Below are 19,880 nucleotides of genomic sequence, written 5' to 3'. Positions count from 1 at the left end.
GTTGGACAGCACGCGGCGGAAACGGTCGGCAAGGCGGTGCAGGATGACACGCGTGGTGGTGATCGGGGAACTCATGACCGACACCGTCGCCCGAGCCCACTACCCCCTGGCCCGGGAAGGCAACACTCCGTCCTCCGTCACGACCTACGGCGGAGGATCGGGCGCGAACATCGCGTCCTGGCTCGCGGTCGAAGGCGGGGACATCGCCCTCATCGGGCGACGGGGCTCGGACATCACTGGGCGCACCCGCGAGATGGAGCTCATGGGGTACGGCGTCGACGCTCGCATGGTCATGGACCCGGAGCGTCCGACCGGCACGTGCGTCGTCATGGTCACGCACAAGGGCGACCGCACCACCCTCAGTGATCCGGCCGCCAACGCCGCGTTGCAGCCCGAGGACCTCCCGCGCGACCTCTTCACCCCGGACCGGCACCTGCATCTGTCCGGCCACACCCTGCTCAACGAGGGGTCACGCAAGGCGGGCCGGGTCGCCCTCTCCCACGCGCGCGAGATGGGGATGTCGGTGTCGGTGGACGCCGCCTCGCACGCCCAGTTGGAACGGATCGGCGCGGAGTCGTTCCTGGAGTGGACGACGGGCGCGCGCCTGCTGTTCGCCAACAGCCGGCAGGCCGAAGTACTCACCGGCCGGGACGACGACGAGGCCGCGGCCAAGGTCCTCACCGCCTGGTACCCCAACGTGGTCATCAAGACCAGCGACGAGAGCGCCCTGTGGACCGCCAAGGGCCGCGACGAGACCATCACGGTCGAGGCGCCCCCCGTGGAGACCACCCCCGGCTCCATCGGCGCCGGCGACGCCTTCGTCGCGGGATTCCTCCCGCCCTTCCTCGCCAACTACCACCCCAAAGAGGCGCTCACCAACGCGCACCGCCTCGCCGCCCGCGCCTTGATCCAACCCGGCGCCCGCCCCGAACTCACCTAGCGACGGTCCACCCTGCCGCCCGCCACCACCAGCTTCCCCGTCGAAGTTTCTCCACCCCCACCAGGATTGACACACATCCATCCGGTGGGTGTGCGCATTCACCTGCTCTGGCGGAGTGAATCGCACACAGCGCCCTCGAGTTTGTAGATCATGCAGTTGAGCATTCTGTGATGATCACGCCCGCGCCCGCCTCGGCCCTGGTTGAGGGGAAACAGCCGTCGGACATGTTCCCAGGCGTGGTCGGTGACCTCGTGCCGTCGAACCACACATCCGTCACCAACAGCGCGCGACCAACGACCGCGGCCGAACCACAAGCACCACCTAGCTCGTGGCCAGCACGAGTGGGAGCACCTCGGGGGCGCCGGCCCCGCGCAGGAGGGCGGTCGCGGTGGTGAGGGTCCAGCCGGACTCGGTGTAGTCGTCGACGAGGAGCAGCGGGCCGCTGGAGGTGTCGCGCAGGGCGTCGGGGATCTCGTCGCCCAAGCGCAGGGACTGACACACCGACGCCAACCGTTGGGCGCTGTTGTGGCGGCGGGCTCCGGGGCGGTGGGTGTCCTGGTAGGCGAGACTGCCGAGGTAGGGCAGCCGGCCGACGGTGGCGATCCGCCGCGCCAGGTCACTGACCAGGCGCGGACGGGCGTGCGAGGGAACCGCGACGACGCCGACGGGGCGGGTGCGCCATCCCCAGTCCGCGAGGACGCTCACCACTGCGGCGAACACTTCGGCGTCGACCGAGGTGTCGCTCGCCGTTTCTCCGAGCAGGGCGCGCAGCCGCGTCCCCCAGCCGAGGTCGGTGAACCGGGCCACCGCCCGTCCTTCCGCGGCGGAGTGCTCGGCGGCGATCCGCCCGGAGAGTGAGACCCCGAGCTGGGCCATCCCGGTGGGCCACTGGCGTCGGGGCGGCACCACGACACCGGCCCGGCTCAGGTGACGCGCCGCCGCCTCCATCGCCGTGGAGTCGGTGTCGGCACGCCAGTGCGCGCCGGTGCAGTTGTCGCAGCGGCCACAGGGGCCCGCCTCGGCGTCGTCGAGTTCGCGGCGGAGGAACTCCATCCGGCACCCGGAGTGCGCCAGGTAGCGCACCATGGCGTCCTGCTCGGCCCGTCGAGCGGCGGTCACGCCCGCGTAGCGCTCGGCGTCGTACTCCCACGGGGCGTCGGTCGCGACCCAGCCGCCACGGACCCGGCGCACCGCCCCTTCCACGTCGAGGATCCGCAGCATCTGCTCCAGGCGGGAGCGGCCGAGGTTCACCCGTGGCTCCAGGCGCGGCAGGGAGACCGGCTCGGCCGCGGCGCGAAGCACGTCGAGTGTCGTCGCGACGGTCTCGGCCGGCGGGAAGGCGCGCTCGGTGAAGTGGGCCCAGATGGCCCGGTCCTCGCGTCCCGGCAGCAGCACGACCTCGGCGCGGCGAACCCCGCGCCCGGCACGCCCCACCTGCTGGTAGTAGGCGATCGGGGACTGGGGAGCACCCAAGTGGAGCACGAAACCGAGGTCGGGCTTGTCGAAGCCCATGCCGAGCGCGCTCGTCGCCACCAGGGCCTTGACCGCGTTCTCGCGTAGGTCGTCCTCGGCCCGCCGCCGCTCCTCGGGGTCGGTCTGGCCCGTGTAGGCGCGCACGTCGTAGCCCTGGCCGACGAGGAAGTCGGTCGTCTCCTCCGCCGCGGCGACGGTCAGGGTGTAGATGATGCCCGATCCCGGGAGGTCACGGAGGTGTGTGGCCAACCAGCCGAGGCGACGCGTGGCGTCGGGCAGGTCGACCACGGCGAGCCGCAGGCTGGTGCGGTCCAGCGGCCCGCGCAGCACGACGGTGTCCCGCGACTCCCCCACGCCGACCTGCGCGGCGACGTCGGCGGTCACCCGGGCGTTGGCGGTGGCCGTCGTCGCCAGGACCGGGGTCCGGGCCGGGAGGTCGGCGAGCAGGGTGCGGATGCGCATGTAGTCGGGCCGGAAGTCGTGTCCCCAGTCCGACACGCAGTGCGCCTCGTCCACGACGACCAGACCGCAGGCGACGGAGAGGTCCGGCAGCACCCGCTCCCGGAACTCGGGGTTGTTCAACCGTTCCGGGCTCACGAGCACGACGTCGACGGCGCCGGCGGCGATCTCCGCGTAGACCGCGTCCCAGTCCGCCGTGTTGGCGCTGTTGACGGTCCGCGCCGTCAGTCCGGCCCGTTCGGCGGCGGCGATCTGGTCCCGCATCAGCGCCAACAGCGGGGAGACGATCACGCTGGGGCCGGCCCCGGCACGACGCAGCAGCGCGGTCGCCACGAAGTAGACCGCGGACTTGCCCCACCCCGTCCGTTGGACGACGAGGGCCCGCCTGCGGTCGACGACCAGCGCCCTGATCGCGGTCCACTGGTCCTCCCTCAGCGACGCGTCCGGACCGGCCAGAGCACGCAGCCACTCCTCCGCCTCGGCCCGAACCTGTTCGTCGGTCTGTCCACAGTCCACGGTCGCGTCCATGACTCCTTGCTAGCAGAACCGAAACCCGTTCCCCACATGCGCGAACGCCATTGTGGAAACGGACACGTCCGGCGCTCGTGTCGGGGGTTGTGTTCGATCTGGTCAACGCCGCGGGCCACAATAGCGTCCATGGCCCGAACCACGTCCCCGACTCCCGAAGAGTTCGCAGAGAAGATCGTCGACATCGACGTCTCCGAGGAGATGCGCGGTAGCTTTCTCGAGTACGCCTACTCGGTGATCTACCAGCGCGCCCTCCCCGACGCTCGCGACGGCCTGAAACCGGTACAGCGGCGCATCCTGTATCAGATGAACGAGATGGGACTGCGCCCCGACCGTGGCCACGTCAAGTGCGCCCGGGTCGTGGGCGAGGTGATGGGCAAGCTCCATCCCCACGGTGACGGCCCGATCTACGACGCGCTGGTCCGGTTGAGCCAACCGTTCGCCATGCGTGTGCCCCTGGTGGACGGGCACGGCAACTTCGGCTCCCTCGGTGGCGACGACGCGCCCGCGGCGATGCGCTACACCGAGGCGCGGATGGACGCGGCGGCGCGGCTCGTCGTGGCGTCCATCGACGAGGACGTGGTGGACTTCCACTCCAACTACGACGGCCAGGAGCGGGAGCCGGAGGTGTTGCCGGCCGCGTTCCGAACCTGCTGGTGAACGGGGCGTCGGGCATCGCCGTCGGGATGGCCACCAACATGGCCCCCCACAACCTGGGCGAGGTCATCGCCGCCGCCCGCCACCTGCTGGCGAACCCGGAGGCGGGCCTGGACGAGCTGATGGAGTTCGTCCCCGGCCCGGACCTGCCGACCGGGGGCAGCATCGTCGGTCTGGACGGTGTTCGTGACGCCTACACCAACGGGCGGGGCACGTTCCGCACCCGGGCGACCGTACGGATCGAGAAGGTGTCGGCCCGCCGGACCGGTCTCGTGGTCACCGAGCTGCCCTACACGGTCGGGCCGGAGAAGGTCGTCACCCGCATCAAGGAACTGGTCCAGGCGAAGAAGCTCCAGGGCATCTCCGACCTCAAGGACCTCACCGACCGCCACCAGGGGCTGCGCCTGGTGATCGAGCTCAAGAACGGCTTCAACCCCGAGGCCGTCCTGGAGGACCTGTACCGGCTGACCCCGATGGAGGAGACCTTCGGGATCAACAACGTCGCGCTGGTCGCCGGACAGCCCGAGACCCTGGGTCTGCGCGAGCTGCTCCAGGTGTACGTCGACCACCGTCTGGACGTGGTGCGGCGCCGCTGTGCCTACCGCAGGTCGCGCCGCGAGGAGCGGCTGCACCTCGTGGCGGGTCTGCTCGTGGCCCTGCTCAACATCGACGAGGTCATCGCGCTCATCCGCGACTCCGAGGACACGGCCGCGGCGCGGCGACGGCTGATGACGACGTTCGACCTGTCCGACGTGCAGGCGCGCTACATCCTGGACACGCCGCTGCGTCGCCTGACCAAGTACGACCGACTGGAGCTGGAGACCGAGCGCGACGCGCTGAACAAGGAGATCGCGGAGCTGACGGCGATCCTGGACTCCGACGCCCGGCTGCGGGAGCTGGTCTCCTCGGAGCTGCAGGAGGTGGCGAAGGACTACGCGACACCGCGCCGCACACTGCTCATGGAGAGCACAGGCGAGACCCGTAGCGCCGCGGTCCCCCTGGAGGTCGGCGACGATCCGTGCGTCGTGGCGCTGTCCACTGGCGGGATGCTGGGGCGCACGGTCGGGGCGACGCTTCCGGTCTACACGGGGCCGCGGGCGCGTAACGACGCGATCGCCTCGGCGGTGTCCGCGACGGTTCGGGGCGAGATCGGGCTGGTCACCGACCTGGGTCGTCTGATTCGAGTTCCCGTGGTCGAACTGCCCGAGTTGCCATCGGGCGAGGATACCGACAGTGTTGTTCCGCTGAGCGCCGGCGCCCCGGTGTCGGAGTTCGTCGAGGTCGACACGGCCTCGGAGGAGCGGGTCATCGCGTTGGCGAGTCTGGACTCCGAGGGTCCGGGGCTCGCACTGGGGACGAGACAGGGGGTCGTCAAGCGGGTGACGCCGGACTACCCCAGCAAACAGGACGACTTCGAGCTCATCACGTTGCGCGACGGGGACCGGCTCGTCGGGGCGACCCAGCTCGCGAACGGGGACGAGGAGCTGGTGTTCGTGACGTCGACGGCGCAACTGCTGCGCTTCGCCTCCGACTCCGTTCGCCCCCAGGGACGAGCCGCCGGGGGTGTCGCGGGGGTCAAGCTCGCCGAGGACGCCCACGCCGTCTGGTTCGGCGCGTCGAGCGTCACCGACGACACGGTGGTGGTCACCATCGCGGGGAACTCCGACGCGTTGCCGGGAACGCAGGCCGGCTCGGCGAAGGTCACCCCGCTGTCGCTGTATCCCGCCAAGGGGCGTGCGACGGGTGGCGTGCGGTGTCAGCGTTTCCTGAAGGGGGAGGACACGCTGCTGACGGCGTGGGTCGGCCGTTCGCCCGCTCGCGCCTCCAAGACCGACGGTGGTCCGATGCGACTGCCGGACGTGACCGACCGTCGTGACGGCTCGGGCGAGCAGCTTCCCCGGGCGGTGGCCGCGATCGGAAGCGGCACCGCTGATTACGGCCAAGGGTAGGACCAGGGGGAACAGTGGCAGGACAGTTCGACGACCTCTTCGAGGCGAACGCCGCCTATGTGGAGAAGTTCAGTCTGGGTGGGCTGGAACCGGTGGCGCGCCGTGGGCTCGCCCTGGTGACGTGCATGGACTCACGGATCGAGCCGCTGAGCGCGCTGGGCCTGGAACCGGGCGACGCCAAGATCCTGCGCAACGCGGGCGGCCGGGTCACCGATGACACCCTGCGCACCTTGGTGTTGGCCGTCTACCTGTTGGAGGTGGACCGGGTCCTGATCATGCCGCACACGCAGTGCAAGATGGCCTCGGTGTCCAGCGACGACGAGGTCCACGACTTCATTCGCGCGAACTACGGGGTGGACACGCGGAGCCTGGAGTTCCACACGGTCACCGACCAGCGCGCGGCGCTGCAACGGGATCTGGAGCGGATTCGGCACCATCCGCTGCTGCCGGACGACCTGCCGGTGGCCGGCGCGGTGTACGACGTGGACTCCGGGACCGTGACGCCGCTGAACGCCTGAGCCACGGGGGATTGGGGACGACGCGCACCGGGAATTCCTCGTGCGGGTGTGCTGTTATGGCCACCGACGAAAGGAGTTCCCGGTGACGGAAGGATTCTACGAGACCTTCGAACGCGCCAAGTGGCACTTCGACCTGCGCGACCCGATCAGCGCCGCCAAGATCTTGGAGCCGCTGCGCGACGAGCAGCCGGAGAGCCGCTCGCTTCTGGAGCTCCTCGGGCGCGCCTACTTCCACTCGGCGCAGCTACGCAAGGCCGAGGAGACCTTCCGGAAACTGATCGATCTCGACCCCTGCGACGCCTGGGCCCACATCGCGCTGGCACGTTCCCTGGAACGCCAGGACCGCGACGACGAGGCCGGCCGGTACCGGCGACTGCACGCCGCCATGGCCGGCGGCTCACGGGACTGAGCCCAGCACCACGACCACGGCCGGGAGGGAAGCATCCCTCCCGGCCGTGGTGTGTTCGCGGACCAGATGTCACATAATCGGGCGGTGACTCGTCCTCATCACGTGAACGATCTCAGCTCCCGTTTCGACGCACTGCGTCCTCGCCTGGTCGGGGCTGCGTACGCGCTGACCGGCAGCCTGGAGGAGGCCGAGGACGCCGTTCAGGAGGCGTGGCTGCGGCTCGCCCGGGTCGATCCCGGTCAGATCATCGACCTCGAGGCGTGGCTCGTCACGACGGTGTCCCGGATCGCCCTCGACTACCTGCGGTCCGCGCGGCACCGCCGTGAGGAGTACGTCGGCCCGTGGTTGCCGGAGCCGTACGTGGACCACGACGACCCCAGCACCCGGATCGAACTCCACGAGTCCCTGAGTCTCGCGGTGCTCACCGTGCTCGAGTCGTTGAGCCCCGCGGAACGCGCGGTGTTCGTCCTCCACGACGTGTTCGGGGTGGCCTTCGACGAGGTGGCGCGCATGGTCGGTCGCACTCCGGCCGCCTGCCGTCAGCTCGCTCGACGTGCCAGGTCACACGTCGAGGCGAACACGCCACGCTTCGACGTCGACGTGACGGAACAACGCCGCGTCGTGGACGCGTTCACCGATGCCGTCAGCGGAGGGAGTCTCCAGGAGCTGCTACGGCTCCTGGACCCGGATGTCGTGCTGCGTACCGACGGGGGCGGCCGTGTCCGCGCCGCGCTCAACCCGATTCGGGGCGCGGAGAAGGTCGGTCGGTTCCTGGTGGGGGTCAGCGCCGCCATCAGCGGAGCGGGCCGCTGGCGACCGGTCGTCGTCAACGGCATGCCGGGGCTGGTGAACGACGGCGCCGAGGGCAAGCGCAACGTCGCGGCGTTCACCGTCGACAACGGGCGCATCACCGAGATCGGTCTCGTTCTGAGTCCCGAGAAACTGAGGAGAATCACGTGAGTCCACGTCTCACCATGTCGGCGGCGGCCTACAAGGGCATCTTCGCCACTGAGAAGTACCTGGATGAGAGCGCGCTACCCCATACCGTCCTGGAGTTGGTGAAGATCCGCGCGAGCCAGATCAACGGCTGTGGCTACTGTGTCGACATGCACAGCCGGGACGCCAAGAAGGCCGGCGAAACCGACGAACGTCTCTTCACCGTCGCCGCCTGGCGGGAAACCGAGTACTTCACCGACGCGGAACGCGCCGCACTCACCCTCACCGAGGCGGTGACCCGCATGGCGGACACCCCCGACCCCGTCCCGGACGACGTGTGGAACGAAGCGGCCCGCCACTTCGACGAGGAGTCCCTCAGCGCGCTGGTTCTCACGATCGCCCAGATCAACCTGCTGAACCGGATCGCGGTCCCCCTGCACAAGACCGCCGGCGGCGATGCCTGAGCGCTAACGCTTCACGGCAGGAGCCGAGCGTCACCCAGGCCCGACCAGGCGCCTGGGTGACGTGCACCCCGCTGTAGCAGGTGAATGGGCACCCACCTGTTCGGGGTGAGCTAATCCCGGTGGGGGTGGAGGAACCTTGATGGGGGTGCTAGAGCTGGCCGTGTTGGGTCGCCTGGAGGAAGGCGGCCCACTCACGGTGGGTGAAGGCTAGATGCCCCTGGTCGCGGCGCTGGGAGTCCCGCACCGCCACCTGGCCGGACCCGTCGAGCATTCGACCCGCCTCGACACACTGGCCGCCACCATTCGCGCTGTAGCTGCTGATGTGCCAGGCGACGTGGGGTGAGGTCGCCTTGATGTCACTCATCGGATGTCCTTCTCCGCTCCGGAAATGAACGCGGCTGAATCCTGCGGGCCGAGCGCGCTCTCTTTGAGTCGATCGTATACGCGCAAAAGATGATCAACATCGCCGCGTTCGAGGTAGATCCCTCCGCCTCTGGATTCGATATGCGCCACGCTATCGAAGGGTTCATTCAGCGTAAGCAGGGTGAACCCGCCCTCGGGGCTGGCATGAGGGCCGACCGCAAACGGCAGGACGCGCACCTCGATGCATCCAGACCGTATCTGGGACAAGAGGCTCTGAAGCTGCTGACTCATGACCTGCGATCCTCCTACTGGACGGCGGATCGCCGCCTCATCGAGGACAACCGAGACTGCCGGGCCGTCGTCCCTGCCGAGAATCTGCTGTCGTCCCATTCGCAGTTCAACCCAGCGGTTAATTTGCTGCGTCGTCGCCTGATCATCCACAGCCGTGATCAACGCACGCGCATAGTCCTCGGTTTGCAGCATTCCGGGCAGCGTAAGCGCAGCGAACATCTGTAGCTTCTTTGCCCGTCCTTCAAGCCACACCAAATCGATGGTGCTGCCCCACACATCGTCCTTGGAGTAGGACTCCCACCAGCCGGTCTGCCACACCTCGCTGCACATCTGGATCAGCATGTCCCGTTGCGCTCGGTCATCAATGCCGTACAGATCCATCAGCGCGGTGAGGTCACCTCGTCGGACGGGGAAGGTGCCCAGCTCGAACCGACTCACTGACGAGAAGTCCTTCTGCAGGTATTCTCCCGCCTCCTTGAGCGTGATGCTGTTGTCCTCACGGAGCTTGCGTAGAAGCTGTCCGAGCCACTGAGCCCGCAGGGTTACCCGACGCTCCCGCTTCGCCATGAAGATTCCAATCCACAGATTTCCAATTGGCGCTTGCACCGGCATTTGTTGGGTGACACTCTAACACTGAGTGGCCTACCACTCACCTGGATTGTCACAAGGGACCGCCCGGGCAACATGAGTTGGCGCTCGTCCACCGGGGCGGTCCCACTTCAGGAGGGACTCTCGTATGGACAACGATCGAACCGCTCCCGACAACTCTGTCTACCACCCCGATGACGACATCGCTCCGCCCGATCCACAGACCATGCCGCGTGCGTTCCGCGTGGACGTCTATACGGATGACGAGACCGACGACACCGAACCCGCCTACTACGGTGCCGTCTACCCCGAAGGCGGTGTGATCGCGCGGAGTTGCCGAGGCCGCGAGATCTTCTCGCCGCTCACCCCGGAGCGCTTCGCCGACCGCGTGGGTGGCATCCTGCATTGGAGCTGACACCCCGAGTTCCTCCGGGCCGAGGCGATACGACCATCGACCAGGGGGAACCGCCCGAAGGGGAGGGGGATGGCGGCCTCCGGCTGGAGGCCGCCATCGGATCCGCTCCTGGCATCGCTGAGGCCGCCGATCTGGACCGAGAGCGTGATTCCTGGGAGCGCCGGTGACCGCCGACCAGCGTTCCCAGCTCCCCGATCAGGATTTCTCCACCCCCACCAGGTTTCGCCCGCACCGAACGGGTGGGTGTGCATATTTGCCTGTCATGGCGGAGTTCGCGCCGCCCACATCCGCGAGGGGCTCCGGTTACCCTGCTGGCATGCCTATGCCATCGGAAGACTGGGTTGAACACGGTTCCTCGCGGCAGCGTGCCTGGGTGGACGAGGCGGTGCGGCGGGTGGAGGCCGACGCGAATCGGTCGGCTGACACACATCTGCACGTGTTCCCGCTTCCGTCGCACTGGAACATCGACCTCTACCTCAAGGACGAGTCGGTCCATCCCACGGGAAGCCTCAAGCACCGACTCGCGCGGTCGCTGTTCCTGTACGGACTGGCCAACGGGTGGATCACCGAGGGCACCACGATCGTGGAGGCGAGCTCCGGGTCGACAGCGGTCTCCGAGGCGTACTTCGCGCACCTGTTGGGGCTGGACTTCGTGACGGTCGTACCGCGCAGGACCAGCCCGGAGAAGATCGCGCTCATCGAGCGGTACGGCGGACGCTGCCACTTCGTGGACGCGCCTCCCGACATGTACACCGAGGCCGAGCGGCTCGCCGCGAAGGCGGACCACCACTACATGGACCAGTTCACGTTCGCCGAACGTGCCACGGACTGGCGCGGCAACAACAACATCGCCGAATCCATCTTCGACCAGTTGTCCCTGGAACGCTTCCCGGTGCCCGACTGGGTCGTGATGGGCGCGGGCACCGGCGGCACCTCGGCGACGATCGGCCGCTACGTCCGCTACCGGCGTCACCCCACCAAAGTGGCGGTGGTGGATCCGGAGAACTCCGCCTACTTCCCGGGCTGGGCGACAGGCGCCAGCGACTACGCCACCGGAATGCCCTCACGGATCGAAGGCATCGGCCGCCCCCGCGTCGAACCCAGTTTCGTGCCCTCGGTCATCGACCTGATGATTCCCGTCCCGGACGCGGCCAGCGTCGCGGCCATGCGCCACCTCCAGCGGGTCACCGGCCTGTGTGCCGGCGGCTCCACCGGCACCAACCTGTGGGGCGTGTGGCACCTCGTCGCCCGGATGCTGCACGAGGGGCGCAGCGGCAGCGTGGTGACCCTGATCTGCGACGGCGGCGACCGCTACCGGCACAGCTACTACTCCGACGAGTGGGTCTCCGAACGTGGCTGGGACCTGGACCCCTACACCAATGCCATCGAGGAGTTCCTCACCTCGGCCAACTGGAACCCACCCACCGCCGGGTGAGGATCGCCCCGGCTGGTTCCCGACGACGCGTCGCTCACGTCTCGGGGAGCCTTCCCTCCTCGGTGATCGTCCACATCCACGCCTCAAGGGTGGCGACGAAGTCGTCCGGGTCGGACGTGGTGTGGGAGGCCCGTTCGTGGTCCCAGTCGGGATCGAGAACGACGACACGGAAGCCGACGCCGTCGTACCAACCGGCGTCGATGTTGATCTCCCGAGCCTGCGGGCCGCCCCGCTCCGCCACCTCCTCGGCGCTCAGCCACGGTCGAGGTGCGGTTCGCGCCCAGTACAGGTCCTGGGAGTCGTTGGTCTCCACTCCCCCGTCCGGTAGGCGTCGGGCCCACAACTGGTTGTGGATGACGTTCCAACCGGCCGGGACGCGCAGCGGGATCAGGCCCCAGTTCCACGAGACAGCGGCGGCCAGCGGAGAGGCGACGGGAAGCCGGAAGATCGGGTCCATGCGCCCGCAGCGTAGTCCAGGGCGCACACAAGGGGACGCACACCTCAACGACAGGACAGGGAAACCCTCGCGTACCGAGTGCCCGCCACCACTCAGGCGTCGATGCGTTCGCGGTCCAGTTCGGCCGCGCCCTGGGCGATGAAGCGACGGCGGGGCGCGACCTCGTTGCCCATCAGGAGGTCGAAGACGCTGGCGGCGTCCTCGGCGTCGGAGACGTTGATGCGGCGCAGCGTCCGCCGACGCGGGTCCATGGTGGTCTCGGCGAGCTGGTCGGCGTCCATCTCGCCCAGACCCTTGTAGCGCTGCACCGGCTCCTTCCAGGAGAGGCCCTTGCGCTCCAGCTCCAGCAACCGGCGGCGCAGCTCGGCGTCGGAGTAGGTGTAGATGTAACGGTCCTCCGCCTTGGCGCCACGTTTCCGACCGGCGTTGGTGAGCTCGATCCGGTGCAGCGGCGGCACGGCCGCGAACACCCGGCCGGCCTCCAGCATGGGTCGCATGTACCGGTAGAACAGCGTGAGCAGCAGGCAGCGGATGTGCGCACCGTCGACGTCGGCGTCGGCCATCAGGATCACCCGGCCGTAGCGCGCCGCCTCCAGGTCCACCGACCGGCCCGAGCCCGCGCCGATGACCTGCAGGATGGCCGCGCACTCGGCGTTCTTCAACATGTCGGCCAGCGAGGACTTCTGCACGTTGAGGATCTTGCCGCGGATCGGCAGCAGCGCCTGGAACTCCGAGTCCCGGGCGAGCTTGGCCGTACCCAGCGCGGAGTCCCCCTCCACGATGAACAGTTCACTGCGGTCCAGGCCCTCGCTGCGACAGTCCACGAGCTTCGCCGGCAGCGCGGAGTTCTCCAGCGCCGTCTTGCGCCGCTGGTTCTCTCGCTGCTGTCGTGCCGCCAGACGCGCCTTGGCCGCCCCGACGACCTTCTCCATGACGGCCTTCGCCTGCTGTTTCTCCGCACGCTTGGTCGACGTCAGGAAGGTCCGCAGCTCCCGAGAGACGACCTGGGAGACGATCCTGCTCGCCGCGGAGGTACCCAGGATCTCCTTGGTCTGTCCCTCGAACTGCGGCTCCGGCAGTCGCACGGTGACCACCGCGGTCAGCCCCTCGAGCGCGTCCTCCTTGGTGATGGGCTCGTCCGCCGCCTTCAGCAGCTTCGCCGCGCGCAACTGGTCGTTGAGCACGCGCACCAGGGCCCGCTCGAACCCGACCAGGTGCGTCCCGCCCTTGGGCGTCGCGATCACGTTAACGAACGACCGCACGGTGGGGTCGTAGCCCCTCCCCCACCGCAGCGCGATGTCGACGTCCAGGCGGCGCTCCACCTCGGTCGCCGTCATGTGGCCGCTGTCGTCGAGCACGGGGACCGTCTCGACGAAACTCCCGGTCCCCTGGAAACGCAGGTTGGGCGACAGTTGCTCGTCGGACGCGAGGTAGGTGCAGTACTCACCGATCCCGCCGTCGAAGCGGAACTCCTCGGAGGTATCGCCGCCGTCGCGTAGGTCCCGCACCGCCACGGTCAGCCCGGGGACCAGGAAGGCGGTCTGTCGCGCACGGTCCCAGAGGGCGTCGCGCGCCAGGTCCGCCTCCTTGAGAAAGATCTCCCGGTCCGGCCAGAAGCGCACCCGTGTTCCCGTCACCTTGCGCGCCACCCGCCGGCCCTCGCTCAGGCCGGAACGCGGCGTGAAGGCGGCGTCGGGCCCCGCGTCCTGGAACTCGCCGGGGATTCCGCGCCGGAAGCTCATGCTGTGGGTGTGGCCGTTGCGGTCCACCTCGACGTCGAGGCGCGCGGACAACGCGTTCACCACCGAGGCGCCGACGCCGTGCAGCCCGCCCGACGCGGTGTAGGACCCGTTGCCGAACTTTCCGCCGGCGTGCAGCCGGGTCATGACGAGTTCCACGCCGGACAGGCCGGAGCGCGGCTCGGTGTCGACCGGGATACCGCGCCCGTTGTCACCCACCGCGACGGAGCCGTCCGCGTGCAGCGTGACGTCGATCCGGTCGCAGTTGCCGCCGAGCGCCTCGTCCACCGAGTTGTCGACGATCTCCCACATGCAGTGCGTCAGGCCGCGGCTGTCGGTGGACCCGATGTACATGCCTGGGCGCTTACGGACAGCCTCCAGACCCTCCAGCACCGACAGATGCCGGGCGGAGTAGTCGTCCGGGTCGGGAACGGCTGCGGGGAGCGCGGTCACGGGCCTCTCCAGGATCAGGTCGTCAAGCCAATAGGCACAGTAGTTCGAAATGCAGCGTAGCGGGACATGCCGCGCCGCGTGCACGGTGCCCACAGGTCCTGGGGATGAGTTACGCCCTTCGCGGTAATGATCCCGACCACGAGGACCACAGAAATAATCCGACATCGAGTAAGCTTCGGGAACAAATCGGACACATTCCGCTGTCGGCGTACACCAGCGCTCGCTGGGAAGCTCTCAGTTCGGTTAGATGTTGTCTGAGGTGACTAACGCCGAGTATTGAGGAAGGCGCAGTGACTGGAACTCTTGCCCCCACGCAGCCCCTGACGGCGGCTGACCGGTGCGACCGGTGCGGCGCTCAGGCCTATGTCCGAGTTGTACTCAGCTCCGGTAGCGAGCTGTTGTTCTGTGCGCACCACGCGCGCAAGCACGAAGAGTCGCTTCGGAAGGTTGCCACGGACATCCACGACGAGACGAGCAAGTTGCAGGAGACGCCAGCCACGGCGGACAAAGAGGAGCGTTAGGCCTCTAGACGTCGCACGGCGGTGACCCTTCGGGGTCACCGCCGTCGCGTTGGCCCACCGCCGGGTTACGGCACACCCATCGCGTGTCCCACGCCATGGACTCCTGGCCGCGCCAGCGGCCCGGCACCGTTCGCGTCGACTCCCACGGCTCGGCCGCCAGGCCGACCGGATCGACAGGACCGGCCCGATCTACCAGTGAACGACCCGCGCCGGATCGAATCGCTGTCGCGGTTCGGTCTCCGGTCGAATGAGGTGTCTCGCGCGAGCGTCGATCGACGCGTCCGCGTCCCGAAACGCTCCACGCGTCCGGTGTGATGGCGAACACGCCTCCACCTCAGGATCGTCCCTTTATCTCGCCCATATCACCCGTCAGCCATCATTACTGGTGTCGGATGAAGGGGATTTCAGACGTCATACGGCTCCGCCGGACGTCCCACTGCGGGGAGGGGACGTCAGGGGCGCCGAGGCAGCGCCTATCTGCCTCGGCGCCCGACGTCGAACAGGGTCTCGCGAACCGAACCGGCACTCACCGCGGTGACGCCCAGCGACCAGCTGACCGTGTCGACCACCCTGAGCCCGGTTGGTACCGCCTCGGTGGTACGCCGACGGGATCCCCGCCGCCAAACCGGCCCGCGGACCGCGACCACCGGTGAACGGCGGCGTTGGGCGAGCAGCGCTGCCACTCGCCCAGCACACCGAATCAGTCGAGGTAGTCGCGAAGCACTTGGGAGCGAGACGGATGCCGAAGCTTGGACATCGTCTTACTCTCTATCTGCCGTATCCGCTCACGGGTGACGCCGTAGACCTTGCCGATCTCGTCCAGCGTCTTGGGTTGACCGTCGGTGAGGCCGAAGCGCATCGACACCACGCCCGCCTCACGTTCCGACAGGGTGTCCAGCACGGAGTGAAGCTGCTCCTGCAGCAAGGTGAAACTGACCGCCTCACCCGGCTGGATCGCCTCGGAGTCCTCGATCAGGTCACCGAACTCGCTGTCGCCGTCCTCGCCGAGCGGGGTGTGCAACGAGATGGGTTCCCGACCGTACTTCTGGACCTCGACCACCTTCTCCGGGGTCATGTCCAGTTCCTTGGCCAACTCCTCCGGCGTGGGCTCACGCCCGAGGTCCTGCAGCATCTGGCGCTGCACCCGGGCGAGCTTGTTGATGACCTCGACCATGTGCACCGGAATCCGGATGGTGCGGGCCTGGTCGGCCATCGCTCGGGTGATGGCCTGGCGGATCCACCACGTCGCGTAGGTGGAGAACTTGTAGCCCTTGGTGTAGTCGAACTTCTCCACGGCGCGGATCAGGCCCAGGTTGCCTTCCTGGATCAGGTCCAGGAACAGCATGCCGCGCCCGGTGTAGCGCTTGGCGAGGGACACCACCAGACGAAGGTTGGCCTCCAGCAGGTGGTTCTTCGCCCGCCGGCCGTCCTCGGCGATCCAGTCGAGTTCCTCCCACGCCTCGGAGGGAAGTCCCCGACCGTCCTCCGCGAGCTTCTCCTCCGCGAAGAGACCCGCCTCGATCCGCTTGGCGAGCTCGACCTCCTGCTCCGCGTTGAGCAGCGGAACCTTACCGATCTGCTTCAGGTAGTCCTTGACGGGGTCGGCCGTCGCACCGGCCGCCACGACCTGCGCGGCGGGGGCGTCGTCGTCGTCCTCGTAGAGGACGAACGCCTCCTCCTCGGAGGTGTTGGCGGCGGCCTTCTCCGGCATTCCCACGGCTTCGGGAACCACGCCGGAGCCCGCGACCGGGCCGTCCACTGCTTCCAGCGGCCCGCTGTCGTTGTCTTCGACGATCTCCAGCTCGACACCGGAGTCGTCGGTGTCGGTGTCGGTCACCTCGAGCTCGAGACCCGTGGGGTCGTCGTGGGAGTCGGCGGCGAGGTCCTGCGGCTCACCCGGCTCGGCGAGACCCTCAGACTCGGTCCCGGCGGGCTGCGCGGCGGTCTCGGCGGCGGCGGGGGCCGCCTTCCCGGCGGAACGCTTCTTGGTCTGGGACTTGGCGGGCTTGGCCGGCTTCGCGGGCTTCGCCGCGGCACCGGTCGTCCCGGCCGACTCCCCGCCAGCGTCCTGGTCCACGACGGCCGTGACCGTCCCGGTCCGACGCTGCGCGGCGGCGGCACGCTTGGAGCCCTCGGCGGCCTTGCGCCGTGCCGAACGCCGACGTTCCGGCGCGGACTCGGCGGCGCCGACGACAACGGTCACGCCTTCCTTGCTGAGGCTGCGCAGCACCGCCTGGGCCTGCGACATGGGGATCTCAGCCTCTTCGAAGGCCCGGCGCACATCCTCGGGCTCCAGATACCCCTGGGACCGCCCTCGCTCCATCAGCTGCTGAATGACAGGCTCCCGCAGCACATCGGGCTGCTTGGAGCGGGTCGAACTGGCAGGCGACACAAACACCTCTCGAACGGACGTGTGGCGAGTTTGTTGGTATCCGGCAGCCGGGAGCCTCGCGGGTGTAACTCGATCGTGCTCTAGGCCCGGAATCTCTCCCGCTGGATGCGGAAGATGCACTCTTTACGTTTGTACTTCCCCCTCGGTGGGAGGGGAGTCCAGCGGTGGCCCGCCGGATTTCCTGCTTCACCGCCGACTGCCTTTCCGGGCGACTCCCGTCGAGGCCTACACCGGCTCCACAGACCGATTCCGCCAGCTCGGCGGTTCACATGTGAGAGTACGTGCTTCCGTGGCTCGGTTGGCACGTCCCCCGCGGCCTCCCCAGTGCGGAAGGCGCCTACCTACCTTAGGCAAGACCACGGAGTTCTCCGTACATTTGTTACCCGGTACTACAAGACCGGAACGTGGACGGCGAGCAGGGTGACGTCGTCGTCCTGGTTGTAGCCTTCGAGCATGCTCCCGACAAGATAGTCGAGCAACTCCTGTGGATCCCCCACCACCTCCGTCGGGGCGCGGGAGGCGACCTCGACCAGCCGGTCGAGTCCCGCGCTGAGCCCACGCTTTCGGTTCTCTACTAGTCCATCGGAGTAGAGCACCGCGGTGTTACCGGGTGGGACGACAAGAATTTCTTGTTCTCGTTCCGATGGCATGCCCAAAGGTGTTCCCGCCGGCGTGTCGGCCAATCGTGGCGCGCCGCCCGGGCCCACGATGAGCGCCGGAAGGTGTCCGGCGTTGCCCATGTGACCGTGTCCCGTTCCGGGGTCCAGAACCCAGTACGCGAGCGTCGTGACCTGCTCGTCGGCCTCGGTCGCCAGGAACATCCGGTCCAGACCGCTGAGGACGTCTGCGGGTTCGGGACCGTTCAGCGCGAGAGCGCGCAGGGCGTTGCGGACCCGACTCATCCCGGTCGCCGCCTTCACCCCCTTGCCCATCACATCGCCCAGCACCGCCGCCACCCGACCGTCGGGCAGCGGGAAGGCGTCGTACCAGTCGCCACCGACCTGGACGTACTCAGTACCGGAACGGTAGAAAGCCGCGAAACCGATACCTGGGACCGTGGGAAGTTTCTGCGGCAGGAGACTGCGCTGCAGGGCCTCCGCCGTGCGGTGCTCACGTTCGAACATCTCCGCGCGTTCCAACGCGAGAGAGCACTGGCCGGCCAACGCCTCCAGGAAGACACGCTCCTCGTCGGAGACGTTCCGTGGCGCCCGGAACGCGAACCGCACGGCACCGATCGGCGATCCAGCGCTGAGGAGGGGCAGGCCGACCCAGGCCTGTTCGTCGGTATGGCGCAGGAACTCCCGGATCGAGTCGCCCCCGCCGAGGAGGTGCAGCAGCTCCCCCCGGGACCCCACGACCACCGTGCGGCGTTCCCGCACCGCGTTGGCCACCACACCGGGCTGGTCCAGCCGTACCTCGGGCGGTTCGTGTGCCTCACCGTCGGCGACCGGCGCCGTCTCGGAGACAGCCCCGGGGGTCAGCGCGCGAAACCGGATGCGTTGGCTGTCCAGAAGAGCGACGCCGACCCGGTCGACCCCAGCCTCGGTGCGGGCGATCTCGGAGATCGTCTGCACCACCTGGTCGACGGTGAGCGCCTCGGCGAGACCGGACGTCGCCTTCTGCAACCGCACGGTGCGCAGCGCCGCCTCACTGAGCTGGTGCGTGAGCCGATGACGCATCTCGTCGGCCTCGTGCTGGGTGGTGACGTCGGTGTGCGTACCCACCCATTCTGCGAGTCGTCCGTCGCGCACCAGCGGGACGCACCGCGCCCGATAGTGGCGCGGCTCACCACTGCGTGTGCGCACCCGGAACGTGTGCTCGAAGACCTCGCCCTCGGCGACCGCGTCCCGCCACGCCTCCCGCACGGCGTCGACGTCATCGGGGTGCACCGCGTCCAGCCAGCCGTCGCCGAGGTACTCGTCGAGGTCCTGGCCGGTGATCGCGCGCCACTGTGGACAGTCCTCGGTCACCTGACCCGACGGGGTCGCCGCCCAGACCATCTGGTTCGCCGCGGCCAACAGTGCCTGGTGGCGTTCCTCGCTGCGACGCAGCGCGACCTCGGCGCGGTGACGATCGGTGACGTCGATGGCGACCGCGACGGCCACTCCCCTGTCGTCGTCGTGCGCCGAGGAGAGCGGGAACCACGACACCAGCCAGTGACGGTCGGACGCGGTCCCGTGGTGCTCACTGCTGGCGACCCGCGCGCCGCCCACCACCTCCGACAGCGCCGCCATATGTGGGCAGGCCGACGCCTCCGGAAGGGCGGCGTCCAGGGTCCGACCAACCAGTTCGGTCGGGTCGGCGATCTCGCACATCACCCGGAAGGTGTCGTTGAGCTTCAGACAGCGCATGTCGGCGTCGAACACACCGACGCCGATCGACACGTCCTCCACCAGCGAAGCGAGCCGCGCCGACTCCGGCATGACCGACCGTGCTCCCCGCGCCAGGGGAACCGAGGCCTCGGTGCTCAAAGCTGTCACCTCCGGGATCGTGTCCCGTGCCTACCTGGGATCTGGTTTACGCCCCGGGCGCCGGACGAGTGTGCCGGGGATCGTTCCGCGGTGCGGTCGTACCCGGCGCCCCTCGCGCCGCCCGTACCGACCCGATCGGTCGTGCTGCCGGGTGCCGCCGGCCGCGACCGTCGCGCGTCGACCCCGAGGCCGGCGCGTCCCGACCGGACGCGCCGGGCGATCGTCACAGCTCGCCGTGACTCCGACACTGTCCGCCACGGACGTATCGCCGTGCGCTGACCTGCCCCGAAACCGGAGCGGCTCCACCTCCACCGCGAACGACGCAACACCGCTGAGTCAACCGGGAGCGCCTCAGTCATCGCTATAGCATAGGCCACGTTTCCTTGGGCCTGTCGACCCAAGTCCAGGCGCATCCTCCGGCT

At 68.6% G+C, this 19,880-nt stretch carries 15 protein-coding genes and 1 pseudogene; 9 read left to right on the top strand and 7 right to left on the bottom strand.

Annotated elements, in window-relative coordinates:
* Window positions 1-43 precede the first annotated feature (43 nt).
* Entirely contained in the window at window positions 44-940 is an 897-nt protein-coding gene (locus J4H86_RS25405) for a sugar kinase (RefSeq protein ID WP_236540840.1), read from the top strand.
* A 321-nt stretch (window positions 941-1,261) separates the two neighbouring features.
* Here J4H86_RS25405 and J4H86_RS25400 read toward each other — a convergent pair whose 3' ends face one another.
* Complete coding sequence (locus tag J4H86_RS25400; protein ID WP_236540839.1) at window positions 1,262-3,400, bottom strand: RecQ family ATP-dependent DNA helicase; 2,139 nt, start codon at window positions 3,398-3,400, stop codon at window positions 1,262-1,264.
* Between the two features lie 129 nt (window positions 3,401-3,529).
* On the opposite strand from J4H86_RS25400, the pseudogene J4H86_RS25395 reads away from it, so the two are divergent.
* The 5 genes and pseudogenes from J4H86_RS25395 to J4H86_RS25375 all read left to right on the top strand — a co-directional run bounded on the left by J4H86_RS25395 (window position 3,530) and on the right by J4H86_RS25375 (window position 8,333).
* A pseudogene (locus J4H86_RS25395) lies at window positions 3,530-6,006 on the top strand (DNA gyrase/topoisomerase IV subunit A).
* Between the two features lie 14 nt (window positions 6,007-6,020).
* Window positions 6,021-6,524, top strand: a complete 504-nt coding sequence (locus J4H86_RS25390) for a beta-class carbonic anhydrase (protein WP_236540838.1) — start codon at window positions 6,021-6,023, stop codon at window positions 6,522-6,524.
* Window positions 6,525-6,606: 82 nt separating this feature from the next.
* Window positions 6,607-6,933 carry a tetratricopeptide repeat protein gene (locus J4H86_RS25385; RefSeq protein WP_236540837.1) on the top strand — a complete coding sequence of 109 codons (327 nt, stop codon included), beginning with the start codon at window positions 6,607-6,609 and terminating at the stop codon, window positions 6,931-6,933.
* A gap of 102 nt (window positions 6,934-7,035) precedes the next feature.
* Entirely contained in the window at window positions 7,036-7,893 is an 858-nt protein-coding gene (gene sigJ, locus J4H86_RS25380) for an RNA polymerase sigma factor SigJ (RefSeq protein ID WP_236540836.1), read from the top strand.
* A complete protein-coding gene (locus tag J4H86_RS25375; protein ID WP_236540835.1) occupies window positions 7,890-8,333 on the top strand; it encodes a carboxymuconolactone decarboxylase family protein in 444 nt (147 codons plus the stop codon). The genes sigJ and J4H86_RS25375 overlap by 4 nt, the downstream gene beginning before the upstream one ends.
* Window positions 8,334-8,481: 148 nt before the next feature.
* Here the strand turns inward: J4H86_RS25375 and J4H86_RS25370 are convergent, their stop codons facing one another.
* Both J4H86_RS25370 and J4H86_RS25365 read right to left on the bottom strand, forming a co-directional pair.
* On the bottom strand, window positions 8,482-8,697 hold the full coding sequence (locus J4H86_RS25370) for a DUF397 domain-containing protein (protein ID WP_236540834.1): 216 nt from the start codon (window positions 8,695-8,697) through the stop codon (window positions 8,482-8,484).
* Window positions 8,694-9,554 carry a helix-turn-helix domain-containing protein gene (locus J4H86_RS25365; RefSeq protein WP_236540833.1) on the bottom strand — a complete coding sequence of 287 codons (861 nt, stop codon included), beginning with the start codon at window positions 9,552-9,554 and terminating at the stop codon, window positions 8,694-8,696. Before J4H86_RS25365 ends, J4H86_RS25370 begins: the two co-directional genes overlap by 4 nt.
* 169 nt (window positions 9,555-9,723) lie before the next feature.
* Here J4H86_RS25365 and J4H86_RS25360 point away from each other — a divergent pair, with 169 nt between their 5' ends.
* The gene (locus J4H86_RS25360; RefSeq protein ID WP_236540832.1) at window positions 9,724-9,990 is read left to right on the top strand and encodes a hypothetical protein; all 267 of its coding nucleotides are present in this window, start codon (window positions 9,724-9,726) and stop codon (window positions 9,988-9,990) included.
* Between the two features lie 316 nt (window positions 9,991-10,306).
* On the top strand, window positions 10,307-11,425 hold the full coding sequence (locus J4H86_RS25355) for an L-cysteine desulfhydrase Cds1 (protein ID WP_236540831.1): 1,119 nt from the start codon (window positions 10,307-10,309) through the stop codon (window positions 11,423-11,425).
* Between the two features lie 34 nt (window positions 11,426-11,459).
* Here J4H86_RS25355 and J4H86_RS25350 read toward each other — a convergent pair whose 3' ends face one another.
* Window positions 11,460-11,882 carry a hypothetical protein gene (locus J4H86_RS25350; protein WP_236540830.1) on the bottom strand — a complete coding sequence of 141 codons (423 nt, stop codon included), beginning with the start codon at window positions 11,880-11,882 and terminating at the stop codon, window positions 11,460-11,462.
* 92 nt (window positions 11,883-11,974) lie between these two features.
* Window positions 11,975-14,074 (bottom strand): DNA gyrase/topoisomerase IV subunit B, encoded by a 2,100-nt coding sequence (locus J4H86_RS25345; RefSeq protein WP_236540829.1) that lies wholly within the window; start codon window positions 14,072-14,074, stop codon window positions 11,975-11,977.
* A gap of 290 nt (window positions 14,075-14,364) precedes the next feature.
* Between J4H86_RS25345 and J4H86_RS25340 the strand changes: the two genes are divergently transcribed.
* Window positions 14,365-14,595 carry a DUF7455 domain-containing protein gene (locus J4H86_RS25340; protein WP_236540828.1) on the top strand — a complete coding sequence of 77 codons (231 nt, stop codon included), beginning with the start codon at window positions 14,365-14,367 and terminating at the stop codon, window positions 14,593-14,595.
* Window positions 14,596-15,295: 700 nt separating this feature from the next.
* Here J4H86_RS25340 and J4H86_RS25335 read toward each other — a convergent pair.
* Together J4H86_RS25335 and J4H86_RS25330 are read right to left on the bottom strand one after the other, a co-directional pair.
* Window positions 15,296-16,876 carry an RNA polymerase sigma factor gene (locus tag J4H86_RS25335; protein WP_236544174.1) on the bottom strand — a complete coding sequence of 527 codons (1,581 nt, stop codon included), beginning with the start codon at window positions 16,874-16,876 and terminating at the stop codon, window positions 15,296-15,298.
* 500 nt (window positions 16,877-17,376) lie between these two features.
* Complete coding sequence (locus tag J4H86_RS25330; RefSeq protein WP_394356537.1) at window positions 17,377-19,410, bottom strand: SpoIIE family protein phosphatase; 2,034 nt, start codon at window positions 19,408-19,410, stop codon at window positions 17,377-17,379.
* Window positions 19,411-19,880 lie beyond the last annotated feature (470 nt).

The sequence above is a fragment of the Spiractinospora alimapuensis genome (genome assembly GCF_018437505.1).
In the GTDB taxonomy this organism is placed as follows: Bacteria; Actinomycetota; Actinomycetes; order Streptosporangiales; family Streptosporangiaceae; genus Spiractinospora; species Spiractinospora alimapuensis.
Note: the sequence above shows the minus strand (reverse complement) of the source record. Positions and strands in the feature narration are given on the sequence as shown.

Bases quoted from the DNA above. Each gene is read 5' to 3' on its own strand.
- J4H86_RS25405 (WP_236540840.1), top strand. From the start codon at position 44: ATGACACGCGTGGTGGTGATCGGGGAACTCATGACCGACACCGTCGCC.
- J4H86_RS25400 (WP_236540839.1), bottom strand. From the start codon at position 3,400: ATGGACGCGACCGTGGACTGTGGACAGACCGACGAACAGGTTCGGGCC.
- J4H86_RS25370 (WP_236540834.1), bottom strand. From the start codon at position 8,697: ATGAGTGACATCAAGGCGACCTCACCCCACGTCGCCTGGCACATCAGC.
- J4H86_RS25365 (WP_236540833.1), bottom strand. From the start codon at position 9,554: ATGGCGAAGCGGGAGCGTCGGGTAACCCTGCGGGCTCAGTGGCTCGGA.
- J4H86_RS25360 (WP_236540832.1), top strand. From the start codon at position 9,724: ATGGACAACGATCGAACCGCTCCCGACAACTCTGTCTACCACCCCGAT.
- J4H86_RS25355 (WP_236540831.1), top strand. From the start codon at position 10,307: ATGCCTATGCCATCGGAAGACTGGGTTGAACACGGTTCCTCGCGGCAG.
- J4H86_RS25350 (WP_236540830.1), bottom strand. From the start codon at position 11,882: ATGGACCCGATCTTCCGGCTTCCCGTCGCCTCTCCGCTGGCCGCCGCT.
- J4H86_RS25330 (WP_394356537.1), bottom strand. From the start codon at position 19,410: ATGCCGGAGTCGGCGCGGCTCGCTTCGCTGGTGGAGGACGTGTCGATC.